Source organism: Nocardia grenadensis (assembly GCF_050942415.1).
Lineage (GTDB): Bacteria > Actinomycetota > Actinomycetes > Mycobacteriales > Mycobacteriaceae > Nocardia > Nocardia grenadensis.
In genome coordinates this window covers 846926-863780 of record NZ_CP192054.1, presented here as the reverse complement: position 1 = coordinate 863780, position 16855 = coordinate 846926, and the positions used below count along the sequence as shown (strand labels likewise).

General features: G+C 66.1%; 13 protein-coding genes. 2 read left to right on the top strand and 11 right to left on the bottom strand.

Going from position 1 to position 16855, the window contains the following annotated elements; all coding sequences use genetic code 11:
• Positions 1–18: 18 nt before the first annotated feature.
• From eccCa to eccD, 3 genes are read right to left on the bottom strand one after another with little or no spacing between them, the layout of a single operon-like run.
• Positions 19–4104, bottom strand: a complete 4086-nt coding sequence (gene eccCa / locus ACQPYS_RS03740) for a type VII secretion protein EccCa (protein WP_433491701.1) — start codon at positions 4102–4104, stop codon at positions 19–21.
• A 3-nt stretch (positions 4105–4107) separates the two neighbouring features.
• Positions 4108–5517, bottom strand: coding sequence for a type VII secretion-associated serine protease mycosin (gene mycP, locus ACQPYS_RS03735; RefSeq protein WP_433491700.1), 1410 nt, complete (start codon positions 5515–5517; stop codon positions 4108–4110).
• Positions 5518–5530: 13 nt separating this feature from the next.
• The gene (gene eccD, locus ACQPYS_RS03730; RefSeq protein ID WP_433491699.1) at positions 5531–7006 is read right to left on the bottom strand and encodes a type VII secretion integral membrane protein EccD; all 1476 of its coding nucleotides are present in this window, start codon (positions 7004–7006) and stop codon (positions 5531–5533) included.
• Positions 7007–7129: 123 nt separating this feature from the next.
• Here eccD and eccA point away from each other — a divergent pair, with 123 nt between their 5' ends.
• On the top strand, positions 7130–8947 hold the full coding sequence (eccA, locus tag ACQPYS_RS03725; RefSeq protein ID WP_063035635.1) for a type VII secretion AAA-ATPase EccA: 1818 nt from the start codon (positions 7130–7132) through the stop codon (positions 8945–8947).
• Between the two features lie 42 nt (positions 8948–8989).
• Here the strand turns inward: eccA and eccB are convergent, their stop codons facing one another.
• A complete protein-coding gene (gene eccB, locus ACQPYS_RS03720; protein ID WP_433492963.1) occupies positions 8990–10501 on the bottom strand; it encodes a type VII secretion protein EccB in 1512 nt (503 codons plus the stop codon).
• A gap of 60 nt (positions 10502–10561) precedes the next feature.
• Here eccB and eccE point away from each other — a divergent pair, with 60 nt between their 5' ends.
• On the top strand, positions 10562–12289 hold the full coding sequence (gene eccE, locus ACQPYS_RS03715; RefSeq protein ID WP_433491698.1) for a type VII secretion protein EccE: 1728 nt from the start codon (positions 10562–10564) through the stop codon (positions 12287–12289).
• A gap of 66 nt (positions 12290–12355) precedes the next feature.
• Here the strand turns inward: eccE and ACQPYS_RS03710 are convergent, their stop codons facing one another.
• From ACQPYS_RS03710 to ACQPYS_RS03680, 7 genes are all read right to left on the bottom strand, one after another.
• Entirely contained in the window at positions 12356–12646 is a 291-nt protein-coding gene (locus tag ACQPYS_RS03710) for a hypothetical protein (RefSeq protein ID WP_063035633.1), read from the bottom strand.
• Between the two features lie 32 nt (positions 12647–12678).
• A complete protein-coding gene (locus tag ACQPYS_RS03705) occupies positions 12679–12984 on the bottom strand; it encodes a WXG100 family type VII secretion target (RefSeq protein WP_063035632.1) in 306 nt (101 codons plus the stop codon).
• An 89-nt stretch (positions 12985–13073) separates the two neighbouring features.
• Positions 13074–13865, bottom strand: coding sequence for an ESX secretion-associated protein EspG (locus ACQPYS_RS03700; protein WP_433491697.1), 792 nt, complete (start codon positions 13863–13865; stop codon positions 13074–13076).
• A 25-nt stretch (positions 13866–13890) separates the two neighbouring features.
• Positions 13891–14865, bottom strand: coding sequence for a PPE domain-containing protein (locus ACQPYS_RS03695; RefSeq protein ID WP_433491696.1), 975 nt, complete (start codon positions 14863–14865; stop codon positions 13891–13893).
• A gap of 15 nt (positions 14866–14880) precedes the next feature.
• Positions 14881–15177 carry a PE family protein gene (locus ACQPYS_RS03690; RefSeq protein ID WP_063035629.1) on the bottom strand — a complete coding sequence of 99 codons (297 nt, stop codon included), beginning with the start codon at positions 15175–15177 and terminating at the stop codon, positions 14881–14883.
• 12 nt (positions 15178–15189) lie between these two features.
• The gene (locus ACQPYS_RS03685) at positions 15190–16467 is read right to left on the bottom strand and encodes a hypothetical protein (RefSeq protein ID WP_431940693.1); all 1278 of its coding nucleotides are present in this window, start codon (positions 16465–16467) and stop codon (positions 15190–15192) included.
• Positions 16464–16781, bottom strand: a complete 318-nt coding sequence (locus ACQPYS_RS03680; protein WP_063035627.1) for a hypothetical protein — start codon at positions 16779–16781, stop codon at positions 16464–16466. The genes ACQPYS_RS03685 and ACQPYS_RS03680 overlap by 4 nt, the downstream gene beginning before the upstream one ends.
• Positions 16782–16855 lie beyond the last annotated feature (74 nt).

The following is a 16855-nucleotide window of genomic DNA, read 5'->3' as shown; positions in this document are numbered from 1 at the left end:
CTCGGCCGGGTGCGCCGACTACACCGGCGGAAGGTAGGCCACCTGGACCAACTCGGGTTCGCTGCGGGAACGGGAGATCAGCGTGCCCCGACCGGGGGGTAGTTTCGCCGCGCGGATATCACCCAGGATTCTTCCTTCGTCCTTGGGCGCGCTCATCAGCAGAGCGTCCACCGAGATATCCTTCATCCTGCCGAGGACCTTGTCGTACAACGCGCGAGCCGCCCCACCGGACCGCCGGGCGACGATGAGATGCATCCCGATATCGCGTGCCTGCGGTAGGAACTCCAATAGTGGTTCCAGCGGATTCTGACCCGCGACCACCATGTCGTAGTCGTCGACGACGATATAGATCTCCGGTCCACTCCACCAACTGCGTTCCCGCAACTGCTTCGGAGTGATATCGGAGCCGGGGATGCGTCGATTCAGATAGCTCGCGACCTCTTTGATCATGCCGACCGAAGTCTGGGAAGAGGTCGAGTACCCGGCCAGCTGATCGCCTTCGAGGACCCCGAGCATCGTGCGCCGGTAGTCGATGAGAATCACCCGCGCTTGATCGGCGTTCGAATTCTCGGCCACACCCATCACGATATTGCGCAACAGCGTCGTCTTGCCACATTCGGTGTCGGCGAAGGCCATCAAATGCGGTTGGGCCGCGAAATCGAGAACCAGAGGACGCAATTCGGATTCGCCGATACCGATCGCGACGCGCGTCGGACCGAGCTCGATTCCGTGCCGACGGGCGGCCTCGAGCACCTGTTCACGCGGTATCTCCAGCGGGAGCATACGCACCTCGGGAGCTCGGCTGCCGGCGTAGAGCACATTGAGCTCTTGTTTGGCCGCCGCGACGCCCTCGGCCAGGGTATCTGCATCGGAGTTGGAATCCAGCCGCGGCAATGCCACGAGCATGTGCAGGCTTTCCGGTGTCAAACCCCGGCCCGGACGGTTCATCGGGACGAGCATCGCGGTTCGTCGATCCATCTCCGAATCGGTCGGATCGCCCAGCCGCAACTCCAGTCTGGTGCCGATGAGATCCTTGATGTTGGGCCGGATCTCGGGCCAACGGCCGGCCGACAGCATGAGGTGGATACCGTAGGACAAACCCTGGGCGGCCAGCGCGTTGAAGGCCTGCTCGAGAGCGTCGAACTCGGCACGGATGGTCGGCCAACCGTCCACTACCAGGAATACGTCGCCGAAGGCATCCTCAGACAGCGGGTCGGCGCGCCGTTCCGCCTCAGGAAGCTGGGCGAGCCGGGCTTTACGTCTGCGGAACTCGACGATCGACTCGATACCGAGCTCACGGAAACGGTCTTCGCGCTGATGCAGTAGCGTGACGACTTCGGCGACCGTCCGGCGGACTCGGTCCACTTCCAGTCGGCTCGCCACCGATCCGACATGCGGCAGATCCCCGAGACTGGCCAGGGTGCCCCCGCCGAAGTCCAAACAGTAGAACTGGATTTGCTCAGGTGTATGAGTGGCTGCCGCCGCCAGGATTACCGTGCGCAGAGTGGTCGACTTGCCGGATTGCGGTCCGCCGACCACAGCGAGATTGCCCTGCGCTCCGGAAAGGTCGACGACCAGGACATCGCGCCGTTGTTCGTACGGCTTGTCGATGACGCCGATCGGCATCCACAGCTGTCCGCTGCGGTTCACCGGCGACTTCCAGTCCGGATCGGGAAGCAGCATATCGACGGACGGAGATTCATCGAGCGGTGGCAGCCATACTTCGTGAGCCGGCCGTCCGTGCCCGACGAGACGTCCCACGACCACTTGAAGCAGTGCCGGAGGTACACCGGCGCTCGGGGTGCCGATCGGTTCGGCTTCCGGAGCAGCCATGTCGGCCGCGCCCGGCGGCGGCGGCAGCTCGGGCAGTCCGGGGCGCGTCGCGTCGGCCCGGGCGCGCGGCGCGGCGAGGAAGCCGGCTTCGGCTTCCCGAGCGGTGAACACCACCGGAGACCGGCCGCCGAGCGAACGCCAGCCGGCGTCCTGGTTCCCCCGCGGTGAAACATAAGGGCCGGACACGTACGCCGCGTTGAACCGCAGCGGATCGTCGGCGTCGCTTTTCAGATACGCCGAACCGGGCACACTCGGCAGATGATACGCATCGGTGATACCGAGCACCGCGCGCGATTCGTTGGCCGAGAAGGTACGCAGGCCGATCCGATACGACAGATGGCTGTCCAGTCCGCGCAGCTTGTTCTCCTCCAATCGCTGCGAAGCGAGTAACAGGTGCACACGCAGCGAGCGGCCGAGCCGGCCGATCATCACGAACAGGTCGGCGAAATCCGGTTTCTGGGAGAGCAGTTCGGAGAACTCGTCGACCACGATGAAGAGTGCCGGTAACGGGTCGAGCCGTGCGCCCGCGGCGCGCGCTTTCTCGTACTCGGTGACATTGGCGAAGTTGCCCGCCGAACGCAGCAGTTCCTGTCGTCGGTTCATTTCGCCGGACAGCGCGTCCTTCATACGGTCGACCATCGAGAGTTCTTCCTCGAGGTTGGTGATCACCGCGGCGACGTGGGGCAGCGAGTCGAGACCGAGGAAGGTCGCCCCACCTTTGAAGTCGACGAGCACCAGATTCAACAGATCCGGCGAATGCGAGGTCACCAGCGAAAGAACCAGCGTCCGTAAGAACTCCGACTTACCGGAGCCGGTGGCGCCGATACACAATCCGTGCGGCCCCATACCGTTCTCGGCGGACTCCTTGATATCCAACTCGACCGGGGTACCGTCCGGGGTCACTCCGATCGGTACCCGGAGCCGTTCACGGTCGCTGCGCGGACGCCAGACCACCGCCGGATCTATCTGCGCGGCATCGGGCACCTTCAGCAACGACATCAGGTCGGCGACAGAGCGAGTCTCGTCGCCGAGACTGACGATCTGCGCCGCTGTCGCCACCCGATACCGCGCCATCGCGCGGGCCAGTGCGACTGCCTCCGCCACGCCGACCGAGTCGGCGGTCGCGAATTTCTCCGTCCCCGCCGCGGATTTCGCCGCGACCATCCCGCCCTCGACGACCAGTTGCAGTCCGCGGCGCACAGCCAGCCCGGTCTGCGGGGCGGACAGGTCGAGGACGGTGACCGAGTCCAGTCCGGCGTCGCTGACGATCCGCTCGGTGCCGCTGACGTAACCGTCGTCGATGATGATCAACAGGTGGATACGCCCCGCCGTCGGCTGCGCGTTACGCATGAAGCGGCCGCGCTCGAGAAGTTCGGCCGACATGGCGGTCTCGAGTTCGGCCAGCGACTGATACATCATGCGCCGGGAACCGAGTTCGTCTCGTTCGACGGGATGCTGCAGGTGGGGCAGCCATTTCGCCCATGCCCACGTATCGCCGTCCGGGTCGGCGCAGATGATCGCCACCGCGGTGTGGTCCGGTCCGTGCAGGGCGGTGAACTCCATCAGCATCGCCCGGACCAGCATCCGGGCCGCCACGGGATCGCCTTCGATATTGACGGCGGGGAATGCCCGCAACGAGATCGCGGTGGGCAGATTGTGCACCACCGAATGGGTTCGGACGAACCGGCGCAGCGCGACCGTGGACACCGGCTCCAGGTCCTCCAGCGGACCGGTTTCGGGCCGGGCCAGCTTGGTCGCCAGCCGATGACTGCCGACCCCCACTCGCACATGACCGAAATCGGGATCGTTCGGCCGTCGTTCCCACATCCGCCGGCTGCCGACTATCGATTGCAGATCCGCCGGCTCGGGATGGCTCCAGCTCAACGCTTCCAACTGGGCAACGCCGGTCTTGCGCACATCTTTGCGTACCTGGTCGAGGTACCGGAAATAGTCTTTACGTTCTTCATTGAGTTCCGCGGCCTGCTTGGTACCACCGCCGCCCCGGTAACCCGCCATCATGCCGACCATGGACATGAGCATCATCAACGGGAACATCATCATGAAGGGATTGGCCAGCAGGTTCCGGCCCATCATGACCATCATCGCGATCATGCCGACGACGGCGACGACCATGACCAACGGCATGAGTTTCATCAACAACCCGGCCGGCACCGGCCGGGGTATCTCCGGTGGGGCGCTGAGTGCCACTTCCCCGCCCGGGGGCCGGGGCGGTGCGATCCGAGGCCGTCGCACAAATCCTTCGGTAGCCATGTCCTACAGCCCTTCTCCGGCTCCGGTGTCCTCCGCTGGATCGGCGCTGCCGCGTTGTCTGCGGAACGGGACGGACAACGCGTATCCGACTCCCAGCAGGGAGAGCAAGGTAAGCGTGCCGACGGTCGCCACTGTGCGCGGTAGCGGATCGACATACGGCGCGGGCGCCGGCGCGGGCAGCGCTCGCGGCACATCGGCTCCCGTACCGATCGGCTGCGCGGGCAACTGCGCCGTGAGCGCGGCGAGCGGGTCGATCAGTCCCGCACCGATCCGGTCGTCTCGACCGGACCCGGGTTGCATCGCCGTGCGGGTGATCCGGTCCATCACCTGCTGAGCCGAGAGCTCGGGGAATCTGGCACGCACCAATGCGGCGAGCCCGGAGACATAGGCACAGGAGAAGCTTGTCCCATCGATGGACCCGACGCCCTCGCCGGTTTGCACGGAATCGACGACACCGGTGCCGCCCGGCCTGCTGTCCAGCGAGACGATGCCATGGCCTGGTGCGGCGACGCCGACCCAGGGGCCGTGCATAGAGAAAGGCGAGGGCCTTCCATCGGCGTCCACCGACGCGACCGAGAGCACATACGGGCTGAACCAGGCGGGACTTACCACGGTCCGCACCGCACCCCAGTCCGTACCCTCGTTCTGCTCGCAGGCCCCGCCCTGCTGCACGTTGCCGGCGGCAGCCACCACGACCACATTTCGGTCGTAGGCGTATTTCACGGCGGCGCCGAGCGCCGCGTCGGCGGGAGCGGCCCCGGACGGCGCGCAGGCGACCTCGGAGATATTGATCACGGTGGCACCCGTGTCGACGGCACGGACAACCGCCGCGGCCAGAGTCGCCACAGTGCCGTACCCGGCCGTAGTGATCTGGCCCGCGACGTCGCCGCCGGGCCGGTCCTTCGCTTCGTAGGCCAGGCTGAGCTGGCGGATCGCCAGGATCTGCGCATCGGGGGCCACTCCGGCGAATCCGTCATCGGGACTCGGCGCGGCGGCGATGACACCGGCGACCAGGGTGCCGTGACCATCGCAGTCGGCAGTACCGTCGCTATTCGACACGAAATCGCCGCCCGGCTCCAGGGCGGGCAGACGTGGATGCCTGTTGACCCCCGTGTCTATCACCGCGACCTTCTGTCCCCCGCCTCGGCTGAACTGCCAGGCCGCGGGCAGGTCGAGGAGGCGTTGCGACGGTGGCGGGTCCCGGGGTGGGGCACCGGCGAGAGTCGGTTCGGCGCAGACCGATCGCTGTTCGGTCGGTTCGAGCGGCCCTGCCGCTGCCGCGATGGCCATCGCGGCGCCCAGGGCCCCCTCGTCGATACCGGGCGGTGCGACGGCGGAGGCGGGCGCGGGCAACCCGATCGTGCTGAGACCGACCATCAGCGCCACCCCGGCCAGCCGCGACGAAGTGCTCATCAATTCGCCTCGGTCATAGATTTCTTGCGGCGGAATAAAGGTCCATGATCCACAACACCAGCGGGATGATGGTGACGATCAGGAGATATTCGAGGATCTCACCCAGTCTGCGTACCACCGGCGACATCTCGATATGCGGTGCGATCACACCGAAGTACAGCATCGCGACAGACAGGCCGAGCAGCAGGCAGGCCGCCGACACCGGGGTGGCGGCCGGTCCGAGCCCGACAGCGACCGAGACGGCGACCAATGTTGCCGCACCGCCCCCGATCAAGATGCTCGCCTGGAGCAGATCCGCGAACGATCGTCCACGCAGGCACAGGATCAGCCCGATCACGACCGCGAGCGCGATGCCCTGCCAGCGCGCCGCGCCCAGCGGATCGGCCGCGAGTACCGCGCCGAGGACCGACGTGACGACACTGCCCAGCAGCAGACCGGACTGATAGTGGTTCGCGGCGGTCGCCCGGCGCTCCAGTCCGGCTGCCGACGGCAGCGCGGTGGCGCCGATGGCGCCGATATCCTCGATTGTCGGTCGCGGCTCGTGATCGGCCGGGTCGATCGCACCGCCCGCGGTCGGCACCGGGGGCACCGGAAGACGCGCGGCCGCCACCGATATCCGTGGCGCCATGGTGATCACGATCAACGCTACGACCAGGGCACCCGCGGCGATCTTCGGTGTCTCGATATCCCACACCATTCGGACGAAGGCCGCGAACCCGCCGCACACCGCGACGGTGACGACCACCGCGCACATCATGGCGCCGACCCCGGTGACGCTGTATGCCACCAGGGTGATCACCAGGGCGGTTACGCAGCCCAGCAGGAGGTGCGGACTCCCGGGATCACCCGGGACGAACAGCGCCGCCGCGGCGGCGCCCGACAGCAGCGTGTACAGCGAGAGCATCACCGCGACGAGTAGGGCGCCGTACTTGCGGACCGCGATCACCGCCGCGGCCATGGCCGCGAGTCCGGTACCCACGGTGATGAAGCCGAGGTAGATGCTTGCACCGTTCTGCTTCGCGGTCATCAGCAATCCGAGCGCCGCGAGCAGTCCGCCCAAGGCGGTGACCACACCCATCCAGCGTGCCGCGCCCGGTGTCCAACTACGGAACGACGCGGCGGTCAACCGCGACACCGCATCGATGACATCGTCGAACAGCGCGGGTGATTCCTTGGCGGTCACCGAACGTAGTACGAGCAGTTCACCATCGAAGACCTCGGCGTCGGTCAAGGTCTGGTTCGGTGAGATGGGGTCCCGGCCGATTCTGGCCAGTGTCCAGTGTGTGGTCCGCGGGGGCGCCCCACCGCCTTCGTGTTCGGTGAGATCCGGGGTTCGCGATTCGATGAGATCGACGATGTCCGCGATAAAGGACGCGATCGGGATCGTGGCAGGCAATCCCAGGTCCAGCTGGGTATTCCCACCGATCACCGAGACTCGACACAGATCAGGATCAGCCGCCTGCACGCCGCTGGTCGACGACTCGCTCACGAGCTGACTGACTCCCTACACGTTCACGCTGTCGAACTTGATGACGCGCTCAATCTATACCCACCCCAGCCGGTATGCTCGATGAGAACCCGCAGTTTTCGTGGCCTATGGGGGCTTACCTACATGACCGGCAACCGCCAAGCACAACGCGCCTTCGATGCCGGCGTATTGTCGTTGGGCCTCTCCGTCGAGGGCCAGGAATCCGCCCGAGACCTGGACTATGCCAAATTGGCATTCACTCGGGCGACCGAGTGGGATCCCGATATGTGCGACGCCTGGCTGGGCCGTGCCGCGGCGGGTGAGGTAACCAGCGAGGTCTTGTTCAACTTGTACAAAACGAGTTCGACTTCCCTGTTCCGGGAACAACGCCGCCTCGGATTGCAGCCCCGTGAAATGGCGGGTCGCTTCGTCATCGGCCAGTACATCGACTATCCGCTGGCGAGTTATACCGAGATCTGGTTGGCCCAGGCGTCCGCACTGATCGGCGAAGGTGACTACGACGAGGCCGAGCGGGTACTCGACGAACTCGCCGAGCATCGCAGAACTCAACTCTCGCACCCCGAGCGCGAAATCGACGACCGTATCTGCGCCTATGTCCGTGCGACGCTGCACTACCAGACCCAGCGCTGGTCCGATGTGATGACGGTACTCGCGGGCTCCGCCGAATGGGACGATCCCTTTATGGCCGCGGCGGCGCACGTGATGGTCGGTACGGCATGTGCGCAGTTGGGGTTGTTCGGCGAGGCCATCCGCCGGATGGAGCAGGCCGAGCACGGCCCGATCCCGGCGGCCGCGCTCACGGCCCGTTTCTGCCGCGGCCTGTGTCTGCGTGAGACCGGCAAAGAATCCGAGGCGCAGGCCATTTTCGAGAAGGTGTACTCGGAGGCACCGGATTTCGAGGCCAACACCAACGCCATGCGCGACCGTAAGTACCGTCTCACGGTCACCACCCAGGAGCAGATCGACGCACGCACCGATCGCTGGGACCCTTCCTCGGCGCCCTCTGTCGAGCAGATGGGTCGTGAGGAGCGCGACGACAAAGCCAAGCTGATCCTCGCGGACGCACGGGCCGAACTCGACGCGCAGATCGGACTCGCCGCGGTCAAGACACAGGTCGCCAAACTACAGGCCACCGCGCAATTGGCGAAGATACGCGCGGAGAAGGGCATGGCCAGCGCGCCGCGCGGGCAGCATCTGGCCTTCACGGGCCCACCCGGCACCGGTAAGACCACCGTCGCCCGGGTGGTGGCCAAGATCTATTGCGGGCTCGGTCTACTGAAGACGGACTCGCTTGTCGAGGCGAAACGCGCCGATTTCGTCGGTCAGCATCTGGGCAGTACCGCGATCAAGACCTCCAATCTGATCGACAGCGCCATGGACGGCGTGCTGTTCATCGACGAGGCCTACACCTTGATCCAGTCCGGGCTACAGGGCGGGGACGCGTTCGGGCGCGAGGCGGTGGACACCCTGCTCGCCCGGATGGAAGATGATCGTGACCGGCTGGTGGTCATCATCGCCGGTTACGACGGCGAGATCGATCGGCTGCTCGCCGCCAACGACGGTCTTGCCTCCCGGTTCGCGAAACGGGTCAAGTTCGATTCGTACACGCCGGTCGAACTCGGTGAGATCGGGCAGTTCATCGCGCGGAAACGGGATTCGGAAATCACCGACGAGGCATTGGCCCTCCTCGTCGAGGCCTGCGCGGAGCTCTACGACAAGGAGAGCACCGACCAGAACGGCCAACCGCGCCGCGGTATCGACTTGGCCGGTAACGGGCGCTTCATCCGGAATATGATCGAGACGGCCGAAGAAGAACGTGAGTTCCGGCTTGCCAACGACGAGAACCTCGACCTCACCGATATCAACGAATCGGTACTCATGCGCATCGAAGCCGATGATATGCGCAATGCGCTGTCCAGCGTCCTGTCCACATTGCGCTGAATGCGTGAAGGGATAGATCATTCACGCTACGACAGGGGCCGATCAGTGCCCCATCGGTAGCGTGTCATGGCTCACCAGAGCCTCCCCGGCCGAGAGCGTCGGGCCGGGTACGAGCTGACCGATGATCGGCCACGGCGCAGGTCGTGGCTTTTCCTCCAAGCCCAGGATGGCGGCCGTCCGGGCATCGGGGATGCCGTAGCGAATACCGTTGTCGGCTATGTAGAAGAGGCTGCCCCGGCGCGCGCTGCCCGAGTCCATGGCCGCTGCCTGTACGAATTCGCCGGTACCCGGCGCGATATAGGAGGCGTCCAAACGATCACCCGTGCCGTCCGCGGTGGCGAGTTCGACCGGTGTGGATGATTCCGACAACGGCAGTTCACGGCCCGCGAGCATCGTCACCGTCGACGTCTCGGCGTCCCCGGTCCACGATATGCAACCCACCGGCGATTTCTCGGCCGTTTCGATCTGGGGGGTTTCCCGGGGGAAGTGCTCGACCGCGAGTGTGGTCAGCACCGGGATCCCGATCATCCGGTCCGGCGGGACAGTGGTGATCTCGGTCATGCCCTGTGAATTCGCGTTACGGATCACCTGGGCGGCGAACGGGGATACACGCTGCACACCGTCGGCCAGTACCACGTACAGCTCGTCGGCATCCACCCCGCGCACCCGGACTACACCGCCGACCGGCACATCGGACAACCGGCCGGGCCCGGCTTCGCCGATGCGCTCGATCTGCGGCGGATTCAAGGCCGGCACCTGGACCGCCGAATTCAGCAGCCCCGTGCTGATCGGCCGCGGCCGATGGTCGTGTAGTGCGAGTGATTGAGCCATCACCGAATTGGCGGGATCCACTTCCGCCCGCTTACCGTCGAACAACAGGAACGTTTTGCCGTCGCGGACCACCAGCAGCGCTTTCGCCGAAGCTAGCGGCCGCGCCGCGGCGTCGGTGTCGGTGGCCAGGGGGCCCGCGAGCACTGCGGACGCCGCCCCCGTCGATTCGACCGCGCTGCCCGCGGCGGACAGCGCGACGGTGTCACACAGCGTCCATGTCGACCGGTCCCCGGCCGACGAGCCGGGCAGCGTCGCGGGCGCGCCGGGGATACCGACCAGCGGACCGCGCGCCATATCACCGAGTTTGGATTCCTTCACCGAGACCGGCGCTTCGCTGCTCTGGGTGATCAGCCGGGCCGAGGCCAGGTTCAGCGCGGGATACATCGTGTTGTCGACGATGGCGTACAGCGCACCGGTCTCTTTGGCCATCACGATCTTCGAGTCGCCGATCGCGCCCTGTGGTCGCAGAAACGACATGATCGCCGCTCCCGCGATGACCAGGATTCCGAGTACCGCACCCACGATGAACGAGCGGGATTGCGATCGCATCGGATCGTGGAGCATCCGCACGTCCCGCCGCACCATCGCGTGCTCATAGCGACGCAGCAGAAACCGGTACCCGTTGACCTGGGCACGCGTTGTCAACTGGGCCGGCACGAAACCTCCGAACAAGACATGGATATAGAAGTGGCGTCGGCGTTCGGCGCTCGTATTCACGAACATGGTCACCGCCGCACGCGACCACAGTAGCGAAGCGATAGAAGATCAGTCCATGATGAGGATATGGCGACAACGACAGCCGAGCCGGCCGCACGGGTTTCGGCCCCACCGCTGAGTTCACCTCAGTATTGGTTGTTCCGGGCGCTTCCGTTACGCCGTGTGATTCCCGTGCTGCTGTTCGCCTGCGCGATCGCGCTGATCATTATCGCTTTCGGCGCGCCGGTCTATGCCGCTGTCGCCTCCGGCGTACTCGTCGTGGCGGTTATGCTCGTGCCCCTGCGGGGCATATGCCTGGCCGCTCTCCTCGGTGAAGCATTCGCATTCCGCCGGTATGCGTTGTTTCGCCCGTCGGACGAGGCGAACCACGCGCCGTTCGATGTACCGGTGCCCGACGGCGGTAGTTACGGCATGCGCTGGGACGGCGGACGACTGCTCACCATGCTGCGCGTCGACGCGCAACCACAGACAGTGACGCTGCTGAGCCCGAACGGCCTGAATACCGGCGATATGGTGCCGCTGCCGGAAATCGCGCGCTGCCTCGACCAGTTCGATATCGACCTGGATTCGATAGATGTGATCAATACCGGATCGCGTACGTCGGACGCGGGCCCGGTGGCGGTCGTGTACGAACAGATCCTCGGACCACTGCCCGCGGTGGCGCATAGAACAGCCTGGGTCGTGTTACGCCTGGATCCGTTGTCCAACGCGCCCGCGGTGAACAGACGCGGCGGCGGCTCCACCGGAGCACTGCGATCCGCCATCGTCGCCACCCGGCGCGTAGCCAACCGTCTGGCGGCCAGAGACCTCACGGTATCCGTGCTGTCCGCCGCCGAGATCACCGCCACTGTGGACCAACTCACCCACGGCGCCGATCTCACACAGCTGAACGAGACAGCATCGAGCGTCGAATACAACGGAATACATTTCGCGAGCTATCGCATGACCCCGGAAGCGCTCGGCCCGCGGGGGCTCGCCGAAGTCTGGGCCACGCCGAGCCTCACGACGACGGTCACCCTGCGCCTGCGCCGCGCCGATGATGCCCCGACCGACCGGAGCACGGCCGGCCCGGCGAGTATCTCGGTTTCCGCGGTGGTCCGATTCGACGCCCGGCTGGAACCGCCACGCATCGCGGTCCCCGGCCTGATACCGATGGCCGGCAAGCATCGCCGTGCGCTGTTGGACCGCCTCCCGATCAGCGCGACCGGCCCGGGCCTACCGATCGAAAGCTACCTGGGTACACCGGATTCGCTGGTCGAACTCTTCACCCCGATCATCGGCTGCGGGCAGGTGATCGGTGCCGATTCGTCCGGACAGGGCGTCGCGCTGCCACTGGTCGGCCAATACGTCCGGCGAGTGGAGGTGGTCGGCGAGTTGCTCATCGCGAAACAGGTGATTCTGCGCGCGATCGCGCTGGGTGAGACCGTGGTGGTGCACACCAATCGCCACGACGCCTGGCGGTCCATGGTGGACCGGGTCCGGTCACCGCAGGCGCTGTCGCTGGCATCCTGGTCCGCCGCCTCCCAACAGGCCAGCTCGTATCGGTCGGCGACGGTATTCGTCTACGACGGCATCCCGCCGTCCACTCATCACTCCGACGCGACCGTGATCTTGCTACGTCCCCACGGCAGCGAAGCCATCGGGAACTTCACCGGTGACATCACGCTGGTCGAGGACCTCCACACCGCGAACCTCGTCACCGTCCGGACCGCGACGGAGACGACCACCGTCCATATGGTCGCCACCCCGGCGGAGATGAGCTTCATGGGCGCCGAGCCGGGGTCGACCTACTGAACATGCCGCCACGGCCCGTTCACCGACATCGTGAACGGGCCGTGGCGGAGAACACACCGGCCGGTGCTACATCCCGGCGAAGCTGTCGTAGACCTTCTTGTCGGCATGCTGGGCGTTGCCGAGCGCGCGGTCGCAGGCGTCACGGAGCGCCTCGAGAATCTCGGCAGTGTCGCTGAATTCGCCTTCCCAGCTCTTGTGCGCGTTCGCGAAGCCTATGGCGGAATCATTGTCTTCCCACGCGACCTTGATCATTTTGTCAGCCGCGGTCTCCAGCTGGCGAATCTGGGTTTGCAGCGCCTTGTGGTGGTGATCCAACTGGTCCATGAGCGGGATGAGGTATTTGGGGTCGTAGAGCATATCCGGTCCTTTCAGGGATGAGGTGGGGTCGACTAGACCAGATTGGTGAAGGAGTCGACGTTACCGGCGTCGACCTCGTTCTTGGTCTTACCGCCCTCGAAGAGCAGCGACGTCATATGATCGAGTTTGGCGTTCAGGCGATCACCTTCGTCCTGCCATTCGACGGCCTTCTTGGCGCACGCGGTACTGGCATCACCCTGCCAACCGGGCTTTGCGGCCTCGATATCGGTGCCGATATTCGAAATAGTCTTCTTGATTTCCCCGACGGCTGTCATGAAGTCGTTCACCACATCCGCGGCGGCGGCATCGTCGAGACTGACCTTGCTTGATTCGCTCATTCTGTAGACCTTTCCTCGTCAGTTCTGTTCACGGTGTATCAGTTGATATCGAGAAGCTCGCGCACGGCCGGCCCTCGTCGACGTGCGAGCTAGGGCATCCACCTTCCTCCGGGCAGCGATTCGATCAGCCCGGAGACGGCCTGCCCGATCCGGTGGTCGGAACCCGATGTGAAGGTGGACCAGACCCGCAGGTCCGTGTCGGTGCCGGGGCCGGCCACGATTCGACCTCGCGAGGTGTCGTATACCGCGACCGCTCCGGACGATTGTGTGGTCACCCCGTCGCAATGGGCGTAGGCGACGATCTCGGCGTGCGCGTGACACGTCGACATGGCGAGTCCGAATTCGATCGCGTCCCCTTGGTCGGCGACACCCAAGGTGTACAGCGCCTGGGCGAAGTCGCTCGAGGTCTTCGCTTCGTCGAACCGCACGCACAGTTCATCGGCGAGGGCACTGAATCCGGCGACAGGCGCTGGACTACATGGCCCGAGAACTTTCAGCAACGGGCGGGCCAGCACCGCCCCGTTCTCATCCGCCCAGACCGTACGGATATCGAAGACGGAGCCGCTTCGAGTGGCCCACGCGTGCTCGAATCCGCGACGTGCCAGGCATACCCGGATCGTGCCGGTTTCGGTGTGGATCCGCGCTACCAGCTCCCGGTCCGGCTGCGCCAGCACCCGTACCGCGGTGGCCAGCTCTGTTTCCACCTCGTCGTAGGTGTCGATCAATCCGGCGGCACGCAATTCGCCGTAGGCCTCCTGCCGAGCCGCGTGCCACGCCTCGACCGTATCCTGTCGCGGACCCACCCCGAGGACAAACGGTAGGGCTTGGATACCGAGCAGTTCGGATACAGCGAGCAGACCGTCATTGGTCACAGTCGGCATACCGGGCTCCAGTATTCCGGCGGTATCACGGCCGTGCCTCGGCTTGCGGCGCCGACATACGCTCGGCGGCGCCGAGAACCGGTGGTGCCGCGTCGAACCCCGCCTCCAGGTTCAGTGCCGCACCCGGCCGCGGGGTGCCGACGGCGCCGGCGCGGCCCACACGGTCGCCGTCACCGAGGGCACCGAGCGCACCCGCCGCAGGTCCCATACCGCCCGGGGACATCCGGCTCGCGGCGCTGTCGCTTGACGCCGCGAGCGATTTCGCCGGCACGACTTCCGGCGCGGATACCGACTGGGCGACGGTTCGAGCCCGGTACGCGACTTTCGCGCGCGAGACCGCACGACCCGGGAGGACCGCGAATCGACCGCCCGCGGTGGCGGGCCCGACGACCGATGCAGTCGCCCGCGCCGTGCTCTGTTCGGCTTCCAGCGCGGCACTCGTCGCGATGACCGGCGGACGCTGCTGTGTCCAGGGATCGGCCAGGGAGGTCGTGGCCGACTCGTAGCTCTGCATCACCCGTGCCGCGTTCGCCCGTGCGAGGCTCTGTTCGCCGTCCACCTGCGCCGCCACCGCGACCAGAGGCGCGCCGAGCGCGGCGCCCGCCTGCTCGACGCTTTGTTTCAGGTCCTCCAATGCGGCCACCTCGACGATATGCGGCATCGCGAGCCTGGCGACCTCATAGGCGACGGCATGACCACCGGCGTGTCCGGCGTTGCGGCCCGCGGCCGCCGCCGCGTCGACGAGCCAATCACGCAACCCGGTGATCCGCTCGAGTACCGCTTCGCTCTCCGGTGACCGCCACGACTCCCGAAGTCCGATCATTATCTGCTCGTACTCGATGACGGCGGCTCCGAATGTCGCGGCCAGCTGCGTCCATGCCCTACTCGCCTCGGCCATCGGCGCGGCTCCGGGGCCCGTGGTCAGGTCACGGGACAACTGTTCGGTGGGTCTGGCGGGCCAGACGACACCGGTGAATCCGATTACCGGTGGTTCGACCATTGGTATGCCTCGCCGCTATCTCGCTGCCATGATGTCGGTGGCGTTCTCTTCGTCCATCCGAACCAGCGCATCGGTATGGGAACGCAGGGCGGCGGCCAACTTCCGGATCTCCAGCACCCCGGCGGTCGCGGCGTCGTCATAGGAGGACGCGACGCCGCGCAGGGTTTCGGCCGCACGTACCGACACTTCGTCCGTTCCCGCGGGATCGACCGCGAGAGCGGGGATCAACCGATCCAGGTCGGTCTCCAACCGGGCCGCGAGAGTGTCCAACGCGGCCGCCGCTCTGTGTGCCCGGGTCGGTTCGATTTCCATGACCTGCTCCTGTCAGAGGATGAGCGACTTGTCCGGCGAATCGGAATCCAGCCGTTGCGATACCTGTTCGGCGGCGCCGACCACCGGCAGCGACGCGCCTTCCAGATCGCCCACTACTTCGTTGCCGTGCTGCTCGGTGACCAGCAGCCCGCGCAGTCCGTCGGCCGATTGTTCGCCCGAGCGCGCCGCGGCCGCGGCCGCGTTACCGCCCATCGGCATGACGCTCGGGCCGGAGCTCGCGCCGCGTACGGCCGAGGCCGGGGTGGACGCCGCCGGCTCGGCGCCGGGCACACTCATACCCGCCGGTCCGAGGGATCCGCCCGGCCGGGCACCGGACCACGAAGCCAGCTGACGAGCGGGGCCACCGGCCCCCGCGGCCATCCCGCCGACCGCGCCCGCGGGCACAGCGCCCCCACCTTCGAGACGCGCTCCGCCCGGTTCCCTGTCTCGGTCGACAGTGGACTTCGGTGGATTCAACGCGGTCTGCGCGGCTTGCAGCGCCTGACCGCCCGTTGTCGCCAGTTGGGTCAACGGTTGGACGAGCTGCATCAATTGCGAGATGGTCTGGCTCGGGTCCACATTCTTGGGCGCTCCGGTGACCGGTATCTTGGTTCCGGTCGCGGTCATGGCCCCGCTGTGTACGGTGAGTTCACCCCGCGTCTTGGCGACAACCGCCAGCGCCTCGGCCATCGTCTCGGTGGTCATCGCCATCAAGAAAACCTGTCCGGCACCGGTGGTGAGAAACGGTGCCGCCGCGGTGACCGAGGCCATGAATTTCGCGATGATCGCCGCCATCAGCGTCGCGCCCTGGAATACGCTGCCCGCCGCCGCCGTGACTCCGAGCGAGGTCTGCGCGCTCTGCGCGGATACGGCCGCTCCGTCCGCGGCCGCCTGACCTGCCTTGTCCGCCGCGGCCGAGGCACCCATCCCCTGCCACAGCATCATCGCGACCTGAAGCGCGGAGGAACCGACAGTCATCGCCGTCTGCACCACGGTGGACACCTGTGAAAGAACCTGCGCGGGATCGGTATCCGGGGCTCCGACACCGCTCGCGAAGGGCAGCTGCCCGGTGCCGAAACCGGCGGCGAGATCGGTGAGCGGTTTGGCGAGCAGGGACAGATCGATGACCGGTAGTGGCGGCATCTCCGGTAGCGGCGGCAAACCCGAGAGCTCGGGCAGCGCAGGCAATCCCATATCTCTCAGGACATCGTTCACCGGCCGATCGAGCGCGGGGCCGGCCGCGCTCTGGCGCAGCAGATCCAGTACCGACTGGTCGATCGGTGGGGTCATATCTCTTTGCTGACCGTAACGAAATCGGTCACTGCGGCCGCCTCGGTGGCGTCGTAGAGAGCCGCGCTCTCGTGCGCGGCGACCGCCGTCATTCCGTGCACGTACGCCAGTTCGGCGACCGAGGACAGATTGTTGGCTTGAGCGACCACGAAAGCCGCCAGGAAATCCTGGCCGATCACACCGAACACCGGTATCGCGGCAGCGAGCGTGGCGGCCTGGTTGGTCGCGCCGGCAACAACCACATCAGCGGCCATCGTCGCCGACGCATCCGCGTAGCCGCGGATCGCATCAGAGGTGACTGAAAGATGATTCATCGCAAACCTGCTCTGCCAGAAGTTAATTGAACTGACGCGAACCTACCGCAGCATGCGGTTCGTCGTACAACGGT